This window comes from Paracoccus sp. AK26 (assembly GCF_011801365.1).
In the GTDB taxonomy this organism is placed as follows: domain Bacteria; phylum Pseudomonadota; class Alphaproteobacteria; order Rhodobacterales; family Rhodobacteraceae; genus Paracoccus; species Paracoccus aerius.
Genome location: NZ_CP041041.1, coordinates 1,761,644 through 1,780,762 on the forward strand (window position 1 = coordinate 1,761,644; position 19,119 = coordinate 1,780,762).

Below are 19,119 nucleotides of genomic sequence, written 5' to 3' on the forward strand. Positions count from 1 at the left end.
TCACCGGGCGGCCTTTCGATATGTCTCAGCGACTTCGGCCCTGACTACAGCGCCTTCATGACATCTGCCGCGATCTGGAAACTGCGCAGCCGCGCCTGGTGATCGTGGATCTGGCCGGTCAGGATCACTTCATCCGGGCGATAGGTAGAGATCAGGTCGCGCAACTGGACGCCGACTTCGTCGGCATTGCCCACCGCGCTGATCTTCAAGGCCTCATCGACCATCCGGCGCATCTGCGGGCCGATCTCGGCATCGAGATCCTGCACCGGACGCGGCAACTTGCCGGGCATCCCCGTCCGCAGCCGCGCGAAGGCCAATTGCATCGAGGTCCGCAGATAGCGCGCATCATCGCCATCGTCGGCGGCAAAGACGTTGATCGCCAGCATCACCTGCGGCCGGTCGTTCCACGGCCCCGGCCGGAACCGTTCGCGATAGATGGCGATGGCCCGATCCAGATCCGAGGGCGCGAAATGGCTGGCAAAGGCATAGGGCAGGCCCAGATGCGCGGCCAGTTGCGCGCCGAACAGGCTGCTGCCCAGGATCCAGACCGGAATATTCGTCCCCTCTCCCGGCAGCGCGCGGACCGGGGCGCCCGGCCGCTCTGGCCCCAGGTAATCCAGCAACTCGACCACGTCTTGCGGAAAGCTGTCGGCCATCGGATCGCGGCGCAATGCGCGGATCACGGCCCCGTCCCCGCCGGGCGCGCGGCCCAGGCCCAGGTCGATCCGATCAGGGAAGGCAGTGGCCAGGGTGCCAAATGATTCCGCCACCGTCAGCGGCGCGTGGTTCGGCAGCATGATGCCCCCGGCACCCACGCGGATGCTGGATGTCGCCTGCGCCACCAGCCCGATCAGCACCGCCGTGGCGGCACTGGCGATGCCCGGCATGTTGTGATGTTCGGCCAGCCAGAACCGGCGATAGCCCCAGCCCTCGGCATGGCGCGCAAGATCAAGGGTGTTGCGGATCGCATCGGCGGGCTCGGAACCCTCGGGCACCGGCGACAGATCGAGAAGGGAAAAGGGAATGCTCATGGCAGACGAGGTATGGCGGCCGGTCAGGAATGCAATGCCGCAAGATGCAGAAACTGCAACGCCCTATCTTCTGTGCTCAAACATCCTCGGGGCATGAGTGGCGCCCGAGGGTGCCGGAGGGGGCGCGAGCGCCCCCTGCCTTACATCTTGCGCAGATAGGTCCAGGTCGGAACGCGCGCGTTGCGGGCGACCGACCAGCTTTCCGCATCACCCAGATAGACGAATCCGCAATTCGTCAGCACTCGCGCCGAACCCGGATTGTCCTGGAAAGCCTCGGCGAACAGGGTCCGGGCGTTGTGCGGGTTGGCCCGGACCAGGGCGTCCACGGCCTCGGTCGCGAAGCCGGTGTTCCAGAACCCGGCGCCGATCCAGAAGCCCAGTTCCGACTGGTCGTCCTCCATCCGGGTCAGAGAGACCACGCCCAACAGTTCCGCCAGCTTGTTGGCCGAACCGTCGATGGCCCAGACATCCTCGGCCCGGTCGGCGGACAGGGCACGCGCGACAAAGCCTTCCGAGGCGCCGGGCGGCAGCGGATGCGGGATAGCCCGGGTGCCTTCGGCCACGCGCTTGTCGGCGGTGTAATGGGCGATCATCCCCGCATCCGACGGACGCAGGGGACGCAGGACGAAGCGTTCTGTGGCGATGACGGGCTGGTTCAACGTGGCGTCCGTGACGCTGAGGTCGTCCAAACGCGTACCTTCCCTCATCGGTGCTGACATGACCAATTTTCCCTCCCCGGAAAACAGGCGGGGGACCGGCTTCCGCCGATCCCCCTGTAACAGTGAAATGTTAAGCTCGGGTTACTCGGCTGCTTCGAGAGTCGCGGGAATGACCGAAATAAAGGTGCGGCCCTTCAGACCCTTCTTGAAGGTCACGTGGCCGTCGGTCAGGGCGAACAGGGTGTGATCCTTGCCCATGCCCACATTGGCGCCGGCCCACCATTTGGTGCCGCGCTGACGCACGATGATGTTGCCGGCGATGGCTTCCTGACCGCCGAACAGCTTGACGCCAAGACGGCGACCAGCCGAATCGCGGCCGTTGCGGGACGAACCGCCTGCTTTCTTATGTGCCATGGCTCAGTCTCCTTACGCGTTTTCTTTGGTGCGCGCGCCGACGGCGGTCTTCACGCCGGTCGATCCTGCGCCTTCGGCCAGAACATCGGTCACACGCAGCAGGGTAAGCTGCTGGCGATGCCCGCGCGTGCGCTGCGAGCTGTGCTTGCGGCGGCGCTTGACATAGGTGATGACCTTGTCGGCCTTGATCTGGTCGATGACCTCGGCCTGCACGCAGGCGCCATCCACCAGCGGCGCGCCCAGGGTCGTGCCGACCATGAGGATTTCGTTGAACTGGACCTTGTCGCCAGCCGCGGCATTCAGCTTTTCAACGCGCAGGACATCACCCGCCTGCACCTTGTATTGCTTGCCGCCTGATTTCAGAACCGCGAACATCGCTTCGACTTCCTTCGTTTCCGCGTCCTTCGGCCCCAGATCGCTCTGGCGTTGGGGTTTCCCGCCTTCGGACTGCGCATCCCGCGCCGCGGGATGTCATTGAAAATAACATGCCGGCCAAGGGCAGTGGCCCGGCCGGTTGACGCGGATATGGCGGATCCCCCGTCCCAAGTCAAGCATTCCCGCAATGGCAATTTTCAGCGGGATCAGGGAACCTTGGCGCCCGGCGCGCCTTCCTTCGCAGCCCTTGCCCGGAACATACTGGAACCGATCATGCAGAGTTTCACCTGCCCCGCCTGCGACTCCCGCGTTTATTTCGAGAACCTGTTCTGCGCCTGCGGCGCCGCGCTGTTCTATGACCCCGAGGCGCGCGCCATGCTGAACGAGGCTGACCCCTGCGCCAACCGCGACGCGATCCAGTGCAACTGGGTCGCCATTCCCGGCGAAACCCTGTGCCGGTCCTGCTGCATGTCCGATGTCGTTCCCGCCCTGCATATCGGCGACAACCAGCAGCTTCTGGAACGGGCGGAACGGGCGAAGCGGTGGGTTCTGGCCAACCTGTCCAACTGGCAGTGGTTCACCGATGCCGACGGAGGAATGCGCCCGCGCTTCCAGATGCTGTCGGAAAACACTGGCGCCGGCCGGGCCGAGCAGATCATGATGGGCCATGACAATGGCGAGATCGTCATCAATGTCACCGAGGCGGACGAGCTGATCCGCGTCAAGCGCCAGCAGGAACTGGGCGAGCAGTATCGTTCGATGGTCGGACACTTCCGCCACGAGCTGGCCCATTTCCTGTTCGACCGGCTGACCGCCGCGCCAGGTTTCCAGGACGAGTTCCGCGCCCTGTTCGGGGACGAATCCGCCGATTATGCGGCAGCCCTGCAAGAGCATTACAACAACCCCAAGGATCCCGGAGAGGACTTCATCACGGCATATGCCACCTCGCACCCGCACGAGGACTGGGCCGAAACCGTCGCGCATCTGCTGCACATGGTGGATTTCACCGACAGCTTCGTCAGCGCGGGCCTGATGATGAAGGGCATTCCTGCCAACTATCAGCCCTATGCGGAAACGGACGCGGACCATCTGCTGACGATTGCGGCCGAGGTCGCCATCGCCATCAACGACATCAATCGCGCCCTGGACAATTCCGACCTGTATCCCTTCATCCTGACCCCGAAGATCCGCGAAAAGATCAAGTTCGCGCATGGCTGGATCAGCCAGCACGGCGCGCGAGGAGCCTAGCCCTCGGCCTTTTCCTCGAGAGCCAGCCACTCTTCCTCGGCGGCTGCCAGGGCCTGCTGGCGTTCGGCCAAGGCCTCGGTCGCCTTCTGGAACTTGGCGGGCGCCGTCGTGAACAGGTCGGGTTGGGCCAGGAACTGGATCAGCTTGCCGATCTCGGCCTCCAGCCGCTCGATCACGGCGGGCAGCGCGTCGAGGCGGTGGCGCTCGGTGAAGGACAGGCCCGACTTGGCGGCCTTGGGGCGGTCGGCGGGCGCCGCTGCCTTGCGGGCTGTTTCGGACACGGCGTCGGGCGTATCCTCGCCCCGCTGCGCGCGGTAATCGGACCAGCCTCCGGCATAGACCGTCGCCCGGCCGTCGCCTTCCATCGCGACGGTGGTGTCGGCCACCCGATCGATGAAATCGCGGTCGTGGCTGACCAGCAGCACGGTGCCGTCATATTCGCCCAGCAGATCCTGCAGCAGGTCCAGCGTTTCCACGTCCAGGTCGTTGGTGGGTTCGTCCAGCACCAACAGGTTCGACGGACGCGCCATCAGCCGCGCCAGCAGCAGCCGCGCCTTTTCGCCACCTGACAGGCTGCGCACGGGCGCGCGAGCCTGCGCGTCGTCGAACAGGAAATCCTTGAGATAGGCCACCACATGCTTAGGCTGGCCCCGCACCATGACCTGGTCGGCCCGGCCCGAAACCCGCATGTCGGGATCGCCGGTCAGCGATTCCCACAAGGTCTGGTCGGGGTTCAACTGCGACCGGGTCTGGTCGAAGACGGCGACTTCCAGGTTGGTGCCCAGCGTGACAGTCCCGTCGTCGGGCGCGACCTCGCCGGTCAGCATCTTAATCAGCGTGGTCTTGCCCGCGCCGTTGGGCCCGACAAAGGCCACCCGGTCGCCACGGTTCACCAGCAGGTCGAAGGGGCGCAGGATCGTGCGGCCGCCAAAGGCCTTGGCGATGCCCTTGGCCTCGATCACCTTCTTGCCCGACTGTGGCCCGGAATCGAGCGCCATGGCCGCCGTGCCCTGCCGCCGGATCTGGGCGCTGCGTTCGGCCCGCAGCGCGGCAAGGGCGCGGACGCGGCCCTGGTTGCGCTTGCGCCGGGCGCTGATGCCCTCGACGGCCCAGCGGGCCTCGGCCTTGATCTTGCGGTCCAGCTTGTGGCGGGCCTCATCCTCGGCGGACCAGACGGATTCGCGCCAGTCCTCGAACCCCTCGAAGCCCTTTTCCTGGCGGCGCACCTCTCCTCGGTCGATCCACAGGGTGGCGCGGGTCAGGCGGCGCAGGAAGGCCCGGTCGTGGCTGATCAGCACATAGGCAGCCCGGGTCTGCGACAGGTGATCCTCGAGCCAACCGATCGCCTGGATGTCCAGGTGGTTGGTCGGCTCGTCCAGAAGCATCAGTTCCGGCGCCTGCGCCAGAAGGCGTGCAAGCGCGGCGCGGCGGCGTTCCCCGCCCGAGGCGGTGGCGACGGGACGCGCGGGATCGAACTTCAGCCCCTCGGCCGCCATCTCGACGCGGTAGGCTTCAGATTCGGGCAGGCCAGAGGCTGCGAACTCGCCCAAAGTCGCAAATCCTGACAGGTCGGGGTCCTGCTCCATGTAGCCGGTCGATACGCCCGCGCTCAGGACGACCTCGCCCCGGTCGGCCTCGACCAGGCCGGCCATGACCTTCATCAGGGTCGATTTGCCCGATCCGTTCCGGCCCACCAGGGCCACCCGGTCGCCGGGCTGGATCGTCAGGGAAAGCCCGTCGAAGACGGGGTCGCCGCCAAAGGTCAGCGAAATCTCGGACAGTTGAAGAAGGGGTGCGCGTGCCATGCCTGCGCCCCTATCGCGGGGCGGGCAGGCGGTCAATGGCGGGCCTGTTCTGCATGATCTGCAAAGGGACTTGCGCCGCATGATTTTCCCTTTCACAAGAACCCGACGGTTCACGAGGTTGGCATGACGCGCAAGATCATCATCGACACGGATCCCGGCCAAGACGATGCCGTGGCGATCCTTCTGGCCCTTGCCAGCCCCGAGCTTGAGGTGCTGGGCCTGACCGCCGTGGCGGGCAACGTGCCCCTGGCGCTGACCGAGCTGAATGCACGCAAGATCGTCGAACTGGCAGGCCGCCCCGACATCCCGGTCTTTGCCGGCTGCGACCGCCCGCTGGTGCGCCCGCTGGTCACGGCGGAACATGTCCACGGCAAGTCCGGCCTGGACGGGATCGAGCTGCCCGCGCCCACGGTCCCCCTGCAGACGCAGCACGCGGTTGACTTCATCGTCGACAGGCTGCGCCGCGAAGACAGCGGCACCGTGACCTTGGTGCCCATCGGCCCCCTGACCAACATCGCCCAGGCCTTCCGCCAGGCCCCCGACATCGTCGAGCGGGTGCAGGAAATCGTCCTGATGGGCGGCGCCTATTTCGAGGTGGGCAACATCACCCCCGCGGCCGAGTTCAACATCTTCGTCGATCCCGAGGCCGCGGCCGAGGTTTTTGCCGCAGGCGTCCCGCTGGTCGTGATGCCGCTGGATGCCACCCACGAGGCGGTGACCTCGCGAGACTGGGTGGAGGGAATGCGCGCCCTGCCCGGCCGCTGCGGTCCCGCGATCGCCAGCTGGACCGACTTCTTCGAACGCTTCGACAAAGAAAAATACGGCAGCGAAGGCGCGCCCTTGCACGACCCCTGCACCATCGCCTGGCTGCTCCGGCCCGACCTGTTCACCGGCCGCCATATCAACGTGGAAATCGAGACCACCGGCAAGTTCACCACCGGCATGACCGTCGCCGACTGGTGGCGGGTCACGGACCGCCCGGCGAATGCCAACTTCATCCGCCACGTGAACCGCGACGGGCTGTTCAGGCTGCTGGCCGACCGGCTTGCCCGCCTGCCGTGACTACTTCGGGACGGGCGTGTTCAGCGGCACGGTCCCTGCCCCGTCGCCCAGTTCGGCGTTCAAGCGGCTGACCAGATCCTGCGTCATGTCGATGGCGTCCATCGACACGAAGACCGTGCGCCGGTCCAGGACCGCAACGGCCCCGCGTTCCTGCATCATCTCGCCCATCAGCGGCAGCGCAGCGCGATAGAAGACGGCGCGGTCCGCCTCGGCCCAGGCGTTCAGATCCTGGACCACCTGCGCGCGCTGGCGGCGGACCTCGGTCGCGCGGGTGTCGAAGGCCTCGGCCAGTCGGCGGAACTCGGCGGGGTCAAGGGTGCCGCGCTGCTGGGTCAACGCCGACTCCTCGTCCGACAGTTGCGCGGCCAGGCGTTCATTCTCGGTCTCGATCTTGCCGCCTTCTTCCTCCAAAATCCGCTGCGTCCGCTTGCCCCATTCAGAGGCCGCGAACAGCACGTCCTGATCGACCGTCAGGATCGGCGCCGCAACGGGCTTGGCGTCGCGCGGGCTTTGGATCGTGCGCGAAGGCAACGGCGGCGCCTCGGGCGTTGCCGGGGGCGCCGCGGCGGGGGGCTGGTCCCCCGGCACCGCCTGCCCCAGGGCAAGGCCCGGCAAGGCCAGCAGCGCGACGACCGCCAGTCCCCGCGCCAGCCACATCAGAACCGCGTCGAGATGGTCAGGTCGAAGTTCTGTTCCTCGTCATAGTCTTCCTTCTTGACCGCCTTCGAGAAGTTGAAGCGCAGCGGCCCGATGGGCGTGGTCCAGAAAATCGACGCGCCGACCGAGGCGCGGACATACATTGAATCGTCAATCTCGCCATTCGGGCCAGGGGTTCCGACTGTGGTGTCCAGACCCCAGATCGAACCGACATCGGCAAACAGACCGCCCGAGATGCCGTATTCCTCGGGCAGGCCGATGGGGAACTGGGCCTCGGTCCGGACGACCCAAAAATAGTTTCCGCCCAAGCCGTCCTGGTTTTCGGCATTCAGGTCGCGCGGACCGATGCCGTTGGGTTCAAAGCCGCGGATGCGCGTGCCGCCCCGATAGCGGTCGAGGATCCATGTGGAATAGTCGTCATAGGAAAAGATCCCGCCCGCCTCGAACTCGGCGCGCAGGGTCACCTCCTCGCGCCAGGCGTTGCTTTCCACCCCGGCCAAGGCGCTTGTGGTCACGCTTTTCGTGTCGCCGCCCAAGCCCGCGAAATCCTGCGAGAAGCGCAATTTGTAGCTGGTCAGCGGGTCCAGCCCGGTGATGCGCGTGTCCCACAGGTAGCTGTAGCCAAGCGCCGAGGTGACGCGCTGTCCTTCCTCGTTCTGCAGCAATTGCGAGCTGTCGTCCTCGACCCCGCCCAGGGTTTCCTTGGACAGGCGATAGCGCAGTTCCAGACGGCCGTTCTGCGAGATCGGAAACTCGATCGACGGACGCACGCCGACGGACCGGGTGTTGTAGTCCGAGTTCAGGCTTTCGGTGACGTTGTAATAGGTGTTGAAACCGAAGCGCAGGTCGCGGCCCAGGAAATACGGCTCGATGAAGGTCAGCGACGATGACTGGTCGCCGTCAGCGGTCGAGATGGACAGCCCGACCGTCTGGCCGCGGCCCAGGAAGTTGTTTTCCTGCAGGGACGCATTCAGGCCCACGCCCGAGGCGACGCCATAGGACGCGCCAAAGGACAGCGATCCGGTCGGCTGTTCTTCCACGTTCACATCGACGATCACCTGTTCGTCGCTGCTGCCGGGGCGGCTGTTGACCTGCGCGTCGCTGAAATAGCCAAGCGCGCGGATGCGTTCGGCTGCGTTGCGGATTTCACGCGGGTTGAAGGGATCGCCCTCGACCGTGTTGAACTGGCGACGGATCACCTGGTCCAGCGTGGTCGTGTTACCCTCGATGTCGATGCGTTCGACAAAGACGCGCGGGCCGCGCGTCAAGGCGAAGGTCAGGTCCAGCGTCTGGTTCTGCGGGTTGCGCGTCACACGGGGCTCGATATTGACGAAGTTCAGCCCCTGCTGCAGCGCGATCGTCTCCATCCGGCGGATGGTGTTGTCGATTGCGGCAGGGTTGTAGACGTCGCCCCGGCCCACGCGGTTCTGCGCCGCGAAGGGCGCCGCATCCACGCCCGGAATTTCGGACACCGTGTTGACCTGCGCAAAGCGATAGCGCGGGCCTTCCTGGATGTTGAAGGTGATATAGAAGGCGTCGCGTTCCCGCGCGATTTCAGGCGCCACGGCCTGAACGCGGAAGTCGGCATAACCGCGCGAACGATAGAAGTCGGTCAGCAACTGTTCGTCAAGCTGCAGCCGTTCCGGCGCAAAGGTGTCGCGGCGGATGAAGGTGCGCAGGATGCCTGCCTGCTTGGTATCCAGCACGTTGCGCAGCCGGCGGTCACTGAAGGCGCGGTTGCCGGTAAAGCCGATGCGCTCGATTTCCGTGACGTTGCCTTCGCGAATCTCGAAGACCAGGTCAACGCGGTTGTCGCTGCGGCGGATGATGCGCGGGTCGACGCGTGCGGCCAGGCGGCCCTGCGCCGCATAGGCCTGGGCGATGTTGTTGGCGTCCTGGATGGCCTGGCTGGGCTGATAAACGCGGCGCGACTGGCTTTGGACGACCTGGGACAGTTGCTCGTCGTTGATGCGGCGGTTGCCCTCGAAGCTGATCTGGTTGATCGTCGGGTATTCGCTGACGCGGATCACCAGGACATTGCCCTGTGGCACGATGTCGACCGTCTCGAACAGGCCCGAATTCTGCAGGCGTTGCAGCGCGTCGTTCAATTCGCCCGCCGACACGTCCTGGCCGCGCGCGATGTTGGCATAGGACAGGACCGTGGCCGGTTCGACCCGTGACGATCCTTCGATCCGCACGTCGTTGAAGACATAGGCCGAAGCCGCGGCAGGGATCAGAGCCGCAGGGGCTGCGATCGTCAAGGCCGTCACCAGGGCGACCGCGCCCCTGCCCAGTTTCCGTGTCATTGCTGCCCCTCTTGTCGTCAGCCTGCAACGGCGCTGCTTGCGGCGCCTTCTTTTGCGTCAAGCTTGTGCATCAAACCGCCTGCCCTGTCAAAAGCGCATCGCGCCCTAGGGGCAGAAAAGATCGTTGCTGAGACCGAAAATCATCAGGGACAGCACCGCAGCCATCCCGATGGCCGTCAGCAGATTCAGCGCCTTGTCCGACGGCGGGCGGCCTGTCAGGGCCTCCCAGGTGTAGAACATAAGGTGCCCGCCATCCAGTACGGGGATCGGCAGCAGGTTCAGGAACCCGATGGCCGCCGACAGGACCGCGATCCACCACAGGAAGTTGCCGCCCCCCGCGCTTGCCGCCTGCCCGGTGCTTTCCGCGATGCTGATCGCCCCGCCCAGGTTGCAGCTGTCGATCTGCCCCGAGATCATCGCCCACATCCCCGACAGGGACGAGGTGATGATCCCCCAAGTTTGCACGACACCCAGCCACAGCGACTCCAGCGGCCCGGCGCTGCGGGTGGCGGGCGCAAAGAAGCTTTCGCCGCCTGTCACGCCGATCAGCCAGCGGCGCTCGTATCCGCCGCCCTCGGCCGGAAGATCCTGCATCTTCGGGACCAGCGTGTAATCCGCCACCCCCGCACCTGGCCGCCAGACCTGAAGGGCCACCGGTTGGCCTTCGGCGGCCTCGACCGCCGCGCGCAATTGCGAAAAGCGGCTGACAGGCCGGCCTTCGATGGCCATGACCACATCACCCGCTCGCAGCCCGGCATCGGCTGCCGCACTGCGCGGGGCCACGCCGCTGATCCGGGCGGGAACAGGGTCGGGGCCACGGACGGTGGTTTCTGCGCCGTCGCGCAGCACCGTCCAGTCCTGGTGATCGGCCAGCGGCAGCGTTTCAGCGATGCGGCCAATGTCGCGCCAGGTCTCGACGGGCTGGCCACCCAGGGCCAGGATCCGGTCCCCCGGCTGCAATTCGTTGACCACGCCCGGCGGAGCCTCGGCAATGGTGCCAACCTGCGGCTCGTCCGCCGGAATGCCCTGGAACAGCGCAAAGCCGCCAAAGACCAGGATCGAGAGGATGAAGTTGAAGACCGGACCGGCCAGCAGCGTGGCAAACCGCGCCCACAGCGGCGCGCCGGTCAGCGTCTGCCGCCGCAAGGCGGGATCGACGGCTTGTCCCGGTCCTGCGCTTGCGGCATTGGCGTCGCCCAGGAAGCGCACATATCCGCCCAGCGGGATCGCCGCCAATTGCCACAGCGTTCCCCGCCGGTCGCGGCGCGAGATCAGGCGCGGACCGAACCCGACCGAGAAGACCTCGGCCCGGATGCCCGACAGCCTGCCGATATAGTAATGGCCGAATTCGTGGACCGTGACGATCACCGCCAGGGCCACGAAGAACGCGGCCAGCGTCCACAGCGTGCCTCCGAATTGCGGGATCAGGTCGGTCATGCGGCGGCTTCCTTGCGTGCTTCGTGGTCCCAGTGCAGGACGGTGTCCAGATCGGCCGGATCATGGCCGAAACCGTCCCGCCCCGACAGGGCCTGCAAGGTCATTTCCACGCGAGGCGCCATGGCGGTGAAGCGGATCCGCCCGGCAATGAAGTCGTCAAGCGCCTGTTCCTTGGCGGCGTTGAACACCGCGCCCGCCATGCCGCCCGCGGCCATCACCTCTCGGGCAAGGCGCAGGGCCGGCCAGCGGACCTCGTCCGGCGCGCGGAAGGTCAGGCTGCCAAGCGCGGCCAGATCCAGGGGCGCGACCGGAAGGGGGGCGCGGTCGGGCCAATGCAGGGCGTATCCGATGGCGTGGCGCATGTCGGGCGCGCCGAGATGGGCGATGGTGCCGCCGTCCACATGGCTGACCATCGCATGAATGATCGACTCGGGGTGGACCAGCACCTTGATCCGGTCGGGCGGGAGGCCGAAGAACTCCTTCGCCTCTATCACTTCCATCGCCTTGTTGAACATCGAGGCGCTGTCGATCGTGATGCGCTGCCCCATCGCCCAGTTGGGATGGGTCGATGCCTCGGCCACCGTCGCGGCGGCCAGCCGTTCCAGCGGCCAATCGCGGAACGCCCCGCCCGAGGCAGTAATGGTAACGTCCTTGACGGATTCCAGCTTTTCCAGACCAAGCGCCTGGAAAATTGCGGAATGTTCGGAATCGACCGGCAGGATCCTGGCGCCACTGGCGGCGGCGGCCCGGCGCAGCAATGTCCCCGCGCAGACCAGCGATTCCTTGTTGGCAAGTGCCAGAATGCCCCCTTGGGCAAGCGCCGTCAGGCCCGGCACAAGCCCCGCCGCGCCGACGATGGCCGACAGCACCCAGTCGGCTGGCCGTTGCGCGGCCTCGACCAGGGCCTCCGGTCCGGCGGCCGCCTGAACCCCGCTGCCGGCCAAGGCGTCGCGCAGGTCGTCCAGCAGTTCGGGATGCGCGGTCACCGCCACCTCGGCCCGCAGGTCGCGCGCCATGCGGGCAAGCCTTGCGATGTTGCGCCCGCCCGTCAGGGCAACGGTGTGATAGGCGTCAGGCCCGCCCGCGCGGCGGATCAGGTCGACGCCGTTCGCGCCCACGGACCCCGTGGCCCCGAAGATCGAGATCCGCCGCATGGGTCAGTTCACCGCCGGAAGGGCGGTCAAAAGGCCGATCAGCATAGTCGCCAGCACCGCGCCCGTCACTGCGTCAAAGCGGTCCATGAAGCCGCCGTGCCCCGGGATCAGGTTCGAACTGTCCTTGACCCCCGCCCGCCGCTTCAGCCAGCTTTCGGCGATGTCCCCCATCTGACCCGCGAAGCAGACGATGGGCGAACACCAGATCAGCATTGCGTCGCCCCGCCCCAGCCGCCACAGCAGAACGCCCAGCAGCAGCGCGCCGATCCAGCCCGCGATCGTCCCCGACCAGGTCTTCTTGGGACTGAGCGAGGGCCAGAACTTCGGCCCGCCGATCATCCGCCCGAAGAAATAGCCGGCCGTGTCCGAGATGATGACGATTCCCATCAGCCACAGCACGAAGTTGAGGCCATAGGTTTCCCGAAATCCGACCAGTCCATAGGCGACCAGCATGATCGCCAGCCCGAAGATGGCATAGGTCCAGCGGTCACGCGTCGCAGCGCCGGGCAGCCCCGCGACCAGCGGAAACAGCAGGGCCAGGAAGGCGACCGGATGGTCGAACATCTGCGAGACGAATTGGGACATGAAGGCGATGACGGCCAGGGCAAAGGGACGCCAGGCCCCGAAGATGCCCGGATGAAGGCGCGGGTTGCGCCAGCCGGTCATGGCGGCCAGTTCCCAGAAGGTCACGGCCGAGATCAGCGCCATCGACAGCCGCAGCCAGACGCCCGTCGCCACCGCCAGCATCACGCCGATCCCCAGCAGGACCAGCGTCGAGGCCACGCGCCGCGACAGGTCGCCCCATTTCCCTGGCGGAGGCCTCAGCGCCTTTGCGCGTCCCGCGCTCATGCGCCCCCGAAACGCCTGTCGCGCATCCCGAACCGGTCGAGGATCTGCGCAAGATGGTCGGGCGTGAAGTCGGGCCACAGCACCGGCGAAAATTCGTATTCGGCATAGGCCGCCTGCCAGGGCAGGAAGTTCGAGGTCCGCGTCTCGCCCGAGGTGCGGATCACCAGGTCGGGGTCGGGATGACCCGCCGTGTCGAGGCAAGCCGCCAGGTCGGCCTCGGCCGGCCGCTCGACCTCGCCGCGCGCGATCTTCTCGGCAAGGCGCGCGGTCGCGCGGGTCAATTCGTCCCGCCCGCCATAGTTGATCGCCACCGTCAGGTTCAGGCGGCTGTTGCCGGCCGTCCGGGTTTCGATCGACGACATCAGCGCCTGCAGCTTGGCATCTAGCCGTTCCCGCCCCCCGATGAAGCGAAGCCGCACGCCCTCGGCGGCCATGCCCTCGGCTTCGTACTGGATATAGCGGCGGAAGATCTTCATCAGACCCAGGACTTCCTCGGTCGTGCGCTTCCAGTTCTCGGTGGAAAAGGCATAGACGGTCAGCCAGTTCACGCCCAGGTCGGGACAGGCGCGAACGATCTGCTTAACGCGTTCCGCCCCCCGCCGGTGGCCGACAAGGCGCGGCCAGCCCTTGTTGGTGGCCCAGCGACCATTCCCGTCCATGATGATGGCGACATGCCGGGGCCGCTGATCGACCCCGCCCGATAGCAGCAGCGGTGCGGTTTCAGCGGCCATGTTCGTCCCTCAGACCTGCATGATTTCGGCTTGCTTGCCTTCAAGCGCCTGATCGACCTGCCCGATCATCTTGTCGGTCAGTTCTTGCACGGCGGTTTCCCAGAACTTCTGGTCATCCTCGGGCATGCCGTTGGCCTTGCCCTTCTTGATCTGGTCCATGCCGTCGCGGCGGACGTTGCGGATGGCGACGCGGGCGCTTTCGGCATACTGGGCCGCGACCTTGGTCAACTCGCGGCGGCGTTCCTCGTTCAGTTCGGGGATCGGCAGCATGATGATGGTGCCGTTCAACTGCGGATTGATCCCCAGCCCGGATTCGCGCAGCGCCTTTTCGACCTTGCCGACCATGCCCTTGTCCCAGACGTTGATGGTGACCATGCGCGGCTCGGGGACGTTGACGGTGCCCAACTGGTTGATCGGGGTCATCTGGCCATAGGCGTCGACCTGGACCGGGTCGATCATCGAGGCCGAGGCCCGCCCCGTCCGCAGGCTGGAGAATTCGTGGCGCAGGCTGTCCATCGCGCCCTTCATCCGCCGTTCCAGATCGTCGATGTCGATTTCGATGTCCTCTGCCATGGGGAACTGCCTTTGAATTGAATTTTGATTGCTTGTAGCGAGAGAAGCATGGCTTGGCAAAGACTTTGCCCCCCTTGCGGGCAAGCCCTTGCCGGCCATCACGCGCGCGGTGGCGGGCGTCAGTTATGCACGCGGGTATAGGTGCCGCGGCCTTCCAGGATGCCCCGGAACCCGCCAGGTTCGTCCAGCGAGAAGACGATGATCGGCAGGCGGTTGTCGCGGGCCAGCGCGATGGCGGATGCGTCCATCACGCCCAGGTGCTTTTGCAGCACCTCGTCATAGCTGACCTCGCCGTAGCGCTTGGCATCAGTGTGCTTTTTGGGATCCTTGTCATAGACGCCATCGACCTTGGTGCCCTTGAAGATCGCCTCGCAGTTCATCTCGTTCGCGCGCAGGGTGGCTGCGGTGTCGGTGGTGAAATACGGGTTGCCGGTGCCGGCCGCGAAGATCACGATCCGCTTCTTTTCCAGATGGCGGATGGCGCGGCGGCGGATATAGGGCTCGCAGACCTCGTCCATGCGGATGGCGCTGATGACGCGGCAATGCAGGCCCTTGGCTTCAAGCGCGGATTGCATCGCAAGCGCGTTCATCACCGTGGCCAGCATCCCCATGTAGTCGGCCGTCGTCCGCTCCATCCCCTGGGCGCTGCCTTGCAGGCCGCGGAAGATGTTGCCGCCGCCGATCACCATGCAGACCTCGACCCCCATCTTCTGGACCGATTCCACCTCGTCGGCGATGCGCGACACGGTTGGCGGGTGCAGGCCATAGCCCTGATCGCCCATCAGCGCCTCGCCCGAGATTTTCAGCATCACCCTGCCGTATTGCGCGGGTGCCGTGCCCTGATGATCGGTCATGTTGGTTCCTTCGTGTCCGCGCCGGTCGCTTTTATCGCCGCGCAAAATGTCGCAAAAGGCGGCCGTGTTCAACCGCCCGAAAGCTGCCTGCCCGTGATCCGTCTGGACCAGATCGACCCCAAGCGCCACCTGCTGATCGCAGGACCGACCGCCAGCGGCAAATCGGCGCTTGCGCTGCGTGTTGCCCGTGCGCAGGGCGGGCTGATCGTGAATGCCGACGCCCTGCAGATCTGGTCCTGCTGGCGGGTCCTGACGGCGCGACCTTCCCCCGAGGACGAGGCAGCGGCACCCCATGCGCTTTACGGCCATGTCGCGCCGGGGGTGACTTATTCCGTCGGCGACTGGCTGCGCGACCTGGCCGGGCTGCTGGAGCGACGGCTGATCGTGGTAGGCGGCACCGGGCTTTACCTGACCGCGCTGACGCAGGGGCTGGCCTATGTGCCCCCCACCCCGTCCGAAATCCGGGCGGAAGGCGATGCCCGGCTGGCGGCGGAAGGGGGGCTGGCACGCATGGTGGCCGACCTGGACCCCGCCACCCGCGACCGGATCGACATCCAGAACCCCGCCCGCGTCCAGCGCGCGTGGGAGGTCCTGGCCGCGACCGGACGCGGCCTTGCCGACTGGCAGGCTGACACGCCCCCGCCCCTGGTCGCGCCAGACCAGGCGCAGCGCCTTGTGGTCACGGCCGATCGCGACTGGCTGGCCCGTCGCATCGCCCTGCGCTTCGGCCAGATGATGCAGCACGGCGCCCTGGAGGAAGTCCGCGCCATGCTGCCCCATTGGGATCCGGGCCAGCAATGGGCGCGGGCGATCGGGGCACCCGAACTGGTGGCCCATCTGCGCGGACAGATGGATCTGCCCACCGCCACTGAACGCGCGATCATAGCGACCCGCCAATACGCCAAGTCGCAGCGCATCTGGTTCAGGGGGCGGATGAAGGACTGGTCTCCGGTTTGGGCTGATGCAGAAAATACACGTAATGATTGATCTTTTTGCCGCCTGATTGAGTTATATCTGCCAATAGGCAACAATCCGCTTAGTTGGTGCGGTGTCAGGCGGTGCTCATGTCGTCATTCGAACAGACACAATGGGATGGCTTCCCCTTCTCGGCCAGCCGGATCAGGGCGGGCCGACGCCTGAGCGACAGCGAAGTAACCGCCCCTTCCATTCCCGAAGCTGTGCCAGCCGGCCCCGGCCTTGCTGCAAGCGCCCCCGCCAGGCCGGTCTCGGCGGCTTTCGGAATGCGCCCTGCGCTGCGCGAGGGACGGCCGGTCGCACGGCAGGCGGGGATGCGGCTTCTGCCGCTGCAGGCCTTCATCTGGGGCAGCCGGGCCATGCCGCCCCAGCCGCGCACGCGCACTGACCATACGCTGATCTGGGTGACCGAGGGGCGGGTGCAACTGGACTTTCCGCGCGACCACTTCGTGCTGCGGGCGGGGGATCTGCGCCACATTCCCGCGGGCACCGCCTTTGCCGCAATCCCATCCGCCGGGGCGCGGGGGCACGTAACCCTGATCTCCGTGGCCCTTGCAGCCGGGGCGCAGCCTCCGCTGCCGGAACGCGGGCTCGGTGCCCATGTCGGCACCCATGCCGCCCAGTTGGAGGCCACGCTGCACGAACTGGCGGTCGAAACCGCCAATCCCGATCCTGGCGCCCTGTCATGCCTGATGAACCTGCTGTCGCTGCGCCTAGGGCAGCTGATGCCCGACCGCCCGCCCGAGACGACTGACGAGGTGGCCCCCGACCTTCCGTTGATCGAACGGTTTCTGGCGCTTGCGGAACAACAGTTGGGATCGGCCCGGTCGGTGGCCGAGCTTGCGTCGGACCTGGGCAGCACCACCGGCACGCTTGACCAAGCCTGCCTGGCGGCACGGGGCAAGCGCGCGGTCGAACTGATCCACGACCTGCAACTGGAACGCGCGGCGGATCTGCTGCGCCACAGCGACCGGCCCACCATGCGCATCGCGGCCGAGCTTGGCTATTCCAGCCACGCCCACTTCATCCGCAGCTTCGTCGCCGCGACCGGACGGACGCCCGACGCGTTCCGGGCGCAAGCCTGCTAAAGGTCGTCCTGTTCGGCATCCCTAGGCTGGCGTCCGCGGAAGCCCGTGGCAACCACGAACTTTTCTGATGAATCGCTGCGGCTGGCGGGCGGCTTGACGTTCGCGACCTTGTCGAAGTTGCGCTTCAGCATCGCCTGCATCTCGGTTTCCGCGCCGCCCGCCAGGACCTTGGCGACAAACGTCCCGCCCGGTTCGAGAACATCAAAGGCAAACGCCGCCGCAGCCTCGACCAGGGCCACGATCCGCAGGTGGTCGGTGCCCTTGTGACCAGACGAGGCGGCGGCCATGTCGGACATCACAACATCGGCGGGACCGCCCAGCCAGTCCTTGACCTTGTCTTCTGCCCCTTCGGACAGGAAATCAAGCTGGTGGATTTCGGCCCCGGCGATCGGATCGACCTCTTGCAGGTCGACGCCCAGAACCTTGCCCACGGCCTTGCCACCCTTTTCCCCAAGCGCGTTCACCCGCTGCACGGCCACCTGGCACCAGCCGCCGGGCGCGCAGCCAAGGTCGACGACACGGGCGCCGGGGACGAGGAAGCGGTACTTGTCGTCCAGTTCCAGGATCTTGTAGGCCGCGCGGCCCCGGAACCCCTCGCGCCTGGCGCGGGCGACATAGGGGTCGTTCAACTGCCGTTCCAGCCACAGCTTGCTGGACAGCTTGCGGCCCTTGGCGGTCTTGACCCGCACGCGCAGGTCGCGGGCGCCGCGACCGCTGGATTTCCCTTCGCGGCTGCCTGGTGCTTTCGTCATCTCATGCCACTCCGTTCAGTCCATCCGAGGCCAGCACCCCATCGCGCACCATCTGGGCATAAAGCAACCCCTCGCGCAGGCCACGGTCGGCGACCGACAGCTTGCTGGTGGGCCAGATCCGCATCAGCGTCTGCAGGATCGCCGCCCCCGACATAATCAGCGCATGGCGTTCGCGCCCGATACGGGGGTCGGCGCGGCGGCCTTCCGGGCCAAGCTGCAGATAGGAATGGATCACCCGGTCGATCTGGTCGCTGGTCATCTCCAGCCCGTCCACCTTGGTCCGGTCATAGCGGCGCAGGCCCAGGAAGCTGGCCGCGACCGTCGTCACCGTCCCGGAGGTGCCGATGATTTGGAACCCCTCGTCGGGCGACCCCTGCGCATAGGGGGTGAAGCCCGACAGCATTTCCTCGAAATACCAGGACATCAGGGCAAAGCGGCCCCCGTCGTCCTCGACATCGGCAAACTGGTCGCGCAGCGTCGCCACGCCCAGGGGCACGCTGATCCAGTCCACCACGCGCGCCCCGCCGGGCTGCGGGTTGCCGAAGCCGTCCGACAACCGCATGATCGCGCGGGGACGTTCCTTGGGTTCCACGTCTTCCAGGTCGATCCAGACAAGTTCGGTCGATCCGCCGCCGATATCGACGACCATCAGCGTCTCGGTCTTGTGGCTGACCAGCGGCGCGCAGGAAATCACCGCAAGCCGCGCTTCCTCCTCGGCGCCGATGATCTCGATCGGCAGGCCGGTCTCGCGCCGGATGGTGCGCATCAGGTCGCGGCTGTTCCTCGCGCGCCGGCAAGCCTCGGTCGCGACAAGGCGCATGTTGCGGACGCGGTGCTGTTCCAGCTTGCGCCGGCAGACCTGCAACGCATGGACCGTGCGCGCCATCGAGCTGCGCGACAGGCGCCCAGACGCTTCCAGCCCCTGGCCAAGCTGAACCGGCTTGGAGAAGCTGTCGATGACCTGGAACTGACTGCCCTTCGGTCGGGCAATCAGCATCCGGCACGAGTTTGTGCCAAGGTCGAGGGCAGCATAAAGCGCCCCCTCCTCGGGTTGGCGGGCGACGGACGGCTCTACCGCAATTTTCGGGAACGCGTCCGCACCCGCAGGACGCTTGGGCGTCATGAGAACACGCCCTCCGATGTCAAGTT

19 protein-coding genes are annotated in these 19,119 nt (G+C 66.4%); 4 read left to right on the forward strand and 15 right to left on the reverse strand.

Features of this window, described 5'->3' with window-relative positions:
- Nucleotides 1-44: 44 nt before the first annotated feature.
- From FIU66_RS08700 to rplU, 4 genes are all read right to left on the reverse strand, one after another.
- Nucleotides 45-1,025: an LLM class flavin-dependent oxidoreductase gene (locus FIU66_RS08700; RefSeq protein ID WP_167623448.1), complete on the reverse strand. Its 981-nt coding sequence runs from the start codon at nt 1,023-1,025 to the stop codon at nt 45-47.
- Nucleotides 1,026-1,171: 146 nt separating this feature from the next.
- A complete protein-coding gene (locus tag FIU66_RS08705; RefSeq protein ID WP_167622338.1) occupies nt 1,172-1,738 on the reverse strand; it encodes a GNAT family N-acetyltransferase in 567 nt (188 codons plus the stop codon).
- 93 nt (nt 1,739-1,831) lie between these two features.
- Nucleotides 1,832-2,104, reverse strand: coding sequence for a 50S ribosomal protein L27 (gene rpmA / locus FIU66_RS08710; protein ID WP_167622339.1), 273 nt, complete (start codon nt 2,102-2,104; stop codon nt 1,832-1,834).
- Between the two features lie 12 nt (nt 2,105-2,116).
- A complete protein-coding gene (gene rplU / locus FIU66_RS08715; RefSeq protein ID WP_167622340.1) occupies nt 2,117-2,479 on the reverse strand; it encodes a 50S ribosomal protein L21 in 363 nt (120 codons plus the stop codon).
- 273 nt (nt 2,480-2,752) lie between these two features.
- On the opposite strand from rplU, the gene FIU66_RS08720 reads away from it, so the two are divergent.
- Nucleotides 2,753-3,727, forward strand: coding sequence for a putative zinc-binding metallopeptidase (locus tag FIU66_RS08720; protein ID WP_167622341.1), 975 nt, complete (start codon nt 2,753-2,755; stop codon nt 3,725-3,727).
- Here the strand turns inward: FIU66_RS08720 and FIU66_RS08725 are convergent.
- The gene (locus FIU66_RS08725) at nt 3,724-5,532 is read right to left on the reverse strand and encodes an ABC-F family ATP-binding cassette domain-containing protein (RefSeq protein ID WP_167622342.1); all 1,809 of its coding nucleotides are present in this window, start codon (nt 5,530-5,532) and stop codon (nt 3,724-3,726) included. The two genes, FIU66_RS08720 and FIU66_RS08725, sit on opposite strands and share 4 nt — an antisense overlap.
- A gap of 123 nt (nt 5,533-5,655) precedes the next feature.
- Here FIU66_RS08725 and FIU66_RS08730 point away from each other — a divergent pair, with 123 nt between their 5' ends.
- Nucleotides 5,656-6,594, forward strand: coding sequence for a nucleoside hydrolase (locus FIU66_RS08730; RefSeq protein WP_167622343.1), 939 nt, complete (start codon nt 5,656-5,658; stop codon nt 6,592-6,594).
- On the opposite strand, the gene FIU66_RS08735 is transcribed toward FIU66_RS08730, so the two are convergent.
- From FIU66_RS08735 to pyrH, 8 genes are all read right to left on the reverse strand, one after another.
- Complete coding sequence (locus FIU66_RS08735; protein ID WP_167622344.1) at nt 6,595-7,251, reverse strand: OmpH family outer membrane protein; 657 nt, start codon at nt 7,249-7,251, stop codon at nt 6,595-6,597.
- The gene (gene bamA / locus FIU66_RS08740; protein WP_167622345.1) at nt 7,251-9,557 is read right to left on the reverse strand and encodes an outer membrane protein assembly factor BamA; all 2,307 of its coding nucleotides are present in this window, start codon (nt 9,555-9,557) and stop codon (nt 7,251-7,253) included. The genes FIU66_RS08735 and bamA overlap by 1 nt, the downstream gene beginning before the upstream one ends.
- Before the next feature lie 105 nt (nt 9,558-9,662).
- The gene (gene rseP, locus FIU66_RS08745) at nt 9,663-10,994 is read right to left on the reverse strand and encodes an RIP metalloprotease RseP (RefSeq protein ID WP_167622346.1); all 1,332 of its coding nucleotides are present in this window, start codon (nt 10,992-10,994) and stop codon (nt 9,663-9,665) included.
- A complete protein-coding gene (dxr, locus tag FIU66_RS08750; RefSeq protein ID WP_167622347.1) occupies nt 10,991-12,148 on the reverse strand; it encodes a 1-deoxy-D-xylulose-5-phosphate reductoisomerase in 1,158 nt (385 codons plus the stop codon). The genes rseP and dxr overlap by 4 nt, the downstream gene beginning before the upstream one ends.
- Before the next feature lie 3 nt (nt 12,149-12,151).
- Nucleotides 12,152-12,997 (reverse strand): phosphatidate cytidylyltransferase, encoded by an 846-nt coding sequence (locus FIU66_RS08755; RefSeq protein ID WP_167622348.1) that lies wholly within the window; start codon nt 12,995-12,997, stop codon nt 12,152-12,154.
- A complete protein-coding gene (gene uppS / locus FIU66_RS08760; RefSeq protein ID WP_167622349.1) occupies nt 12,994-13,728 on the reverse strand; it encodes a polyprenyl diphosphate synthase in 735 nt (244 codons plus the stop codon). Before uppS ends, FIU66_RS08755 begins: the two co-directional genes overlap by 4 nt.
- Before the next feature lie 9 nt (nt 13,729-13,737).
- Entirely contained in the window at nt 13,738-14,301 is a 564-nt protein-coding gene (gene frr, locus FIU66_RS08765; RefSeq protein ID WP_167622350.1) for a ribosome recycling factor, read from the reverse strand.
- 119 nt (nt 14,302-14,420) lie between these two features.
- Nucleotides 14,421-15,155 (reverse strand): UMP kinase, encoded by a 735-nt coding sequence (pyrH, locus tag FIU66_RS08770; protein ID WP_167622351.1) that lies wholly within the window; start codon nt 15,153-15,155, stop codon nt 14,421-14,423.
- Between pyrH and miaA the strand changes: the two genes are divergently transcribed.
- Together miaA and FIU66_RS08780 are read left to right on the forward strand one after the other, a co-directional pair.
- Nucleotides 15,144-16,142: a tRNA (adenosine(37)-N6)-dimethylallyltransferase MiaA gene (miaA, locus tag FIU66_RS08775; protein WP_167622352.1), complete on the forward strand. Its 999-nt coding sequence runs from the start codon at nt 15,144-15,146 to the stop codon at nt 16,140-16,142. The two genes, pyrH and miaA, sit on opposite strands and share 12 nt — an antisense overlap.
- 77 nt (nt 16,143-16,219) lie before the next feature.
- A complete protein-coding gene (locus tag FIU66_RS08780) occupies nt 16,220-17,218 on the forward strand; it encodes an AraC family transcriptional regulator (protein WP_167622353.1) in 999 nt (332 codons plus the stop codon).
- Here the strand turns inward: FIU66_RS08780 and FIU66_RS08785 are convergent.
- A complete protein-coding gene (locus tag FIU66_RS08785) occupies nt 17,215-17,970 on the reverse strand; it encodes an RlmE family RNA methyltransferase (protein WP_167622354.1) in 756 nt (251 codons plus the stop codon). The genes FIU66_RS08780 and FIU66_RS08785 overlap by 4 nt on opposite strands.
- A 1-nt stretch (nt 17,971) precedes the next feature.
- Nucleotides 17,972-19,093: a Ppx/GppA phosphatase family protein gene (locus FIU66_RS08790; RefSeq protein ID WP_167622355.1), complete on the reverse strand. Its 1,122-nt coding sequence runs from the start codon at nt 19,091-19,093 to the stop codon at nt 17,972-17,974.
- Nucleotides 19,094-19,119 lie beyond the last annotated feature (26 nt).

Excerpts from the sequence above, each read along its gene's own strand:
- FIU66_RS08705 (WP_167622338.1), bottom strand. The coding sequence starts at position 1,738 with ATGAGGGAAGGTACGCGTTTGGACGACCTCAGCGTCACGGACGCCACG.
- rpmA (WP_167622339.1), bottom strand. The coding sequence starts at position 2,104 with ATGGCACATAAGAAAGCAGGCGGTTCGTCCCGCAACGGCCGCGATTCG.
- rplU (WP_167622340.1), bottom strand. The coding sequence starts at position 2,479 with ATGTTCGCGGTTCTGAAATCAGGCGGCAAGCAATACAAGGTGCAGGCG.
- FIU66_RS08720 (WP_167622341.1), top strand. The coding sequence starts at position 2,753 with ATGCAGAGTTTCACCTGCCCCGCCTGCGACTCCCGCGTTTATTTCGAG.
- FIU66_RS08725 (WP_167622342.1), bottom strand. The coding sequence starts at position 5,532 with ATGGCACGCGCACCCCTTCTTCAACTGTCCGAGATTTCGCTGACCTTT.
- FIU66_RS08730 (WP_167622343.1), top strand. The coding sequence starts at position 5,656 with ATGACGCGCAAGATCATCATCGACACGGATCCCGGCCAAGACGATGCC.
- FIU66_RS08735 (WP_167622344.1), bottom strand. The coding sequence starts at position 7,251 with ATGTGGCTGGCGCGGGGACTGGCGGTCGTCGCGCTGCTGGCCTTGCCG.
- bamA (WP_167622345.1), bottom strand. The coding sequence starts at position 9,557 with ATGACACGGAAACTGGGCAGGGGCGCGGTCGCCCTGGTGACGGCCTTG.
- rseP (WP_167622346.1), bottom strand. The coding sequence starts at position 10,994 with ATGACCGACCTGATCCCGCAATTCGGAGGCACGCTGTGGACGCTGGCC.
- dxr (WP_167622347.1), bottom strand. The coding sequence starts at position 12,148 with ATGCGGCGGATCTCGATCTTCGGGGCCACGGGGTCCGTGGGCGCGAAC.
- FIU66_RS08755 (WP_167622348.1), bottom strand. The coding sequence starts at position 12,997 with ATGAGCGCGGGACGCGCAAAGGCGCTGAGGCCTCCGCCAGGGAAATGG.
- uppS (WP_167622349.1), bottom strand. The coding sequence starts at position 13,728 with ATGGCCGCTGAAACCGCACCGCTGCTGCTATCGGGCGGGGTCGATCAG.
- frr (WP_167622350.1), bottom strand. The coding sequence starts at position 14,301 with ATGGCAGAGGACATCGAAATCGACATCGACGATCTGGAACGGCGGATG.
- miaA (WP_167622352.1), top strand. The coding sequence starts at position 15,144 with ATGATCGGTCATGTTGGTTCCTTCGTGTCCGCGCCGGTCGCTTTTATC.
- pyrH (WP_167622351.1), bottom strand. The coding sequence starts at position 15,155 with ATGACCGATCATCAGGGCACGGCACCCGCGCAATACGGCAGGGTGATG.
- FIU66_RS08780 (WP_167622353.1), top strand. The coding sequence starts at position 16,220 with ATGTCGTCATTCGAACAGACACAATGGGATGGCTTCCCCTTCTCGGCC.
- FIU66_RS08785 (WP_167622354.1), bottom strand. The coding sequence starts at position 17,970 with ATGACGAAAGCACCAGGCAGCCGCGAAGGGAAATCCAGCGGTCGCGGC.
- FIU66_RS08790 (WP_167622355.1), bottom strand. The coding sequence starts at position 19,093 with ATGACGCCCAAGCGTCCTGCGGGTGCGGACGCGTTCCCGAAAATTGCG.